Source organism: Frateuria sp. Soil773 (assembly GCF_001428405.1).
Classification (GTDB): domain Bacteria; phylum Pseudomonadota; class Gammaproteobacteria; order Xanthomonadales; family Rhodanobacteraceae; genus LMSL01.
Genome location: NZ_LMSL01000007.1, coordinates 213 through 2,988, shown reverse-complemented (window position 1 = coordinate 2,988; position 2,776 = coordinate 213). Strand labels below are relative to the sequence as shown.

Genomic DNA, 2,776 nt, shown 5'->3' with positions numbered 1-2,776 from the left:
CGAACACTGCGAGCGGCAAACTTCTCCTTTTGAGTGCGCTACTTGACGGGGAAGGCTACGGATAGTCACGCTGGCGGACCTGCAAGCGGCGCTGTGAGGATGGAATAGGCAACCATCGCGTTGCTGTTGATGCCACCCTCGATCGAGACCGCCGGCTCGGGCTGACACCGAGCGGCTCGGCCAGCACAACACCGACCCGGGAGACACGCCGGCGCGCGCGCCGGCTCGATCACGTAATCAGGTTGAAAGGATATGCTTTTCTAGGGCAGCTTGCCGGAGCAATCATTTCCGACAAGCGTTGCGACGTCAGTATTCGCTCGTGACATGTGGAGAAAGAATTCAACGCGCCACGTACCAGCAAAAAAGCCCTGTCATGAGCACCGATGGAACGATAAACCACCATGTTTGAAGTAGGCATCAGTCGATGTGCGTACAAATGCCAGCAAGACCCCGAGCGGGAGCGGAAATACTGCAAGTGTTCCCGCAGGCGCAATTGCGGGCGAAGCCAGCAAGCCACCCAGGACTGAAAATATCCATTGCTTACTATTGATGGGCCACTTCGATTTTCGCAAGGGATATGTTACGGCCGTCAACAATGCGACGCCAAAAGTCAGCTCAGCGACTGCAATAAGGACGAGAATCAACGCACTGAAAAGCATGAATGCTCCGTAATACTAGATTCCGCCCGTTCCATAGAATAGGAGCATCAGCAAAAAAAGAAATTGCAGCAATGAAAAAACAACTGCCGCCAACTTTGGAATCTTGCTCACGAACACGAACATGAACAAGTTAAGCGCAACAAATATCGCCGGCATCACGACGTAAAGCCACGTATCTCCAATGTATGGAAGGCTTCTTACAGCGTCAGGATAGCTGGGCGCACGTCGTCCAGAAGCGTCAATGAATCCAAAGATAAATTTTAAGAACCAAACAAGAAGAAGTAGAGCAAATATCAATCGTCGCTTCGCCCCTTCAGCAGGCACATTCATTGCGCAGACTCCCTCATGGATTCTCTTGCGCCGAAGCCAAGAGCTCTAAAGATCAACGGCCCTGTAAGCTGATTCAGAATGGGATTTGGACCAATGCCAGTCCCAATAATTTGAGCGCCTATCACACCATTTTGCTGAATGATCGAAATAGTGACTGACCCGCCAAATAGATGGCCTGGCAAAGTTACATTTGCAATGGTCCTCTTACACGGATCGACAGTTTGATTGATTGGATTTCCACTTGTTATTCCTAGCAGTACAAGATTTCGGCTTCCATCCTGCGCGGCCGGTGCGCCGGGGGCTGAGAAATTTCTCATCGCGTCAAACGCTTCGTTCAGCGTACACCCCCCAGCGCACAATGGCACCCAAACGCTGTAATAGTGATACCCGTCATTCGAACGCTGAAGAACACCGCCGTCGGCTTTAAAAATCGCATTAAACGCTTTCCCTTGTTCCAATCCATAGGGGTCAACATAGCCCAGTGGATTCGCGCTCACATAGGTGTATGTATTCGCTCCACCTCCTAATCCAATTGGATCGGATTCCAGGTAGCGACCGATGCTTTCATCGTAGGTTCGGTAGCCATTGATCCATAGTCCCGTCTCCACGTCCTGGTACTGCCCTGGGAAGCCCAGATTCAGCCCTTCGATATTGTCCTGGACTATCGTGCGGCCATACGGACTATTGGCGGCGCGCCACACCACTTCCAGCGAAGCGCCGGTAACCACTTCCGGACGACCCAAATGATCGTTGTGCACAAAGTAGGTGGCGCCGTTATCACGGACCACACCAAGCAGCTCCGGGCCTGCCCAGATGTAGCTCTTCCAGCCAGCCGATCCATATTCCGTTGCCAGTTGATTGCCCACGTAGATATAGCGTGTCTGGCTACCATCGGCAGTCTTACCTACGCGCTGGTCCTGCGCGTTATACAGCAGCTTGGTGACCTGCGTACCGGTCGTCACCGTGGAAAGTCGGTTGAAGACGTCGTAGGCGTAGCTCTGCGTGATACCCGGTTGCTCCTGCGCGACCGAACGGTTGCCGCGTGCGTCGTACTGATAATTTGTGTGGACACCCGCCAACGTGGCGTAGCTCGACACCCGGTTGCTCGTCGGCTCGATCACATAGTCCGTTTGCCCGCCGGGAGAGGTGAAGCGGTTGTGGTTGCCGTTGGCGTCGAACGACCACGCCAGGTTGCTCAGGGTGTCCTGCGATAGCCGGCCGGCCGTGTCGTAGGCGTACGCACGATTCTGCGTGGCGTCAGTGCCGTTGGTGATGGCGGTGATCTCGTCGCCCTGGTTGTAGCCATAGCTCAGGTTTTGCCTCACCGTGACACCATTGCTGGCGCCGAGGTGGGTGAGCCGCCCATCCAAGTCAAAGCTGGCACTGTGCTTCAGGCCATTGCCGTAGACCCACTCCGTGGCCGCACCGAAAGGTTGGTAGCGGAAACCGCTAGCGATCGTCGTCGTAGTGCCGCCACGCGTGGAGGTCACCGCGATCAATTTGCCGTGGTCATACGCATACCCAACCGCGACGCCGCTAGGATAGCTGATGCCGGTCGAGCGCCCCAGGCCGTCGTAGGTGTAGCCGGTGATATTCACTGTGTTCTGCATCGCATCCTGGCGCGTCGCCAGCCAGCCTTCCGGCGTGTAGGCGAAGGTCGACCAACTGTGCGTGGTCACGCTGTCACTTCCAGCCATGCGGCATAGCCGGCCCTTGCCGTTGGTGCACGTGTCATAGCTGTAGATACGGGTCTCCTGGCCGTTGCCCACGGACGTGGGCCGGCCCAA

General features: G+C 55.6%; 2 protein-coding genes. Both read right to left on the bottom strand.

Features of this window, described 5'->3' with window-relative positions; translation table 11 throughout:
* Nucleotides 1-674 precede the first annotated feature (674 nt).
* Nucleotides 675-989: a hypothetical protein gene (locus ASG87_RS19845; RefSeq protein ID WP_157510880.1), complete on the bottom strand. Its 315-nt coding sequence runs from the start codon at nucleotides 987-989 to the stop codon at nucleotides 675-677.
* Nucleotides 986-2,776: RHS repeat-associated core domain-containing protein (locus ASG87_RS19155; RefSeq protein WP_326937876.1), on the bottom strand; the 1,791-nt coding region annotated here is incomplete at its 5' end. The genes ASG87_RS19845 and ASG87_RS19155, both read right to left, overlap by 4 nt.

Excerpts from the sequence above, each read along its gene's own strand:
- ASG87_RS19845 (WP_157510880.1), bottom strand. The coding sequence starts at position 989 with ATGAATGTGCCTGCTGAAGGGGCGAAGCGACGATTGATATTTGCTCTA.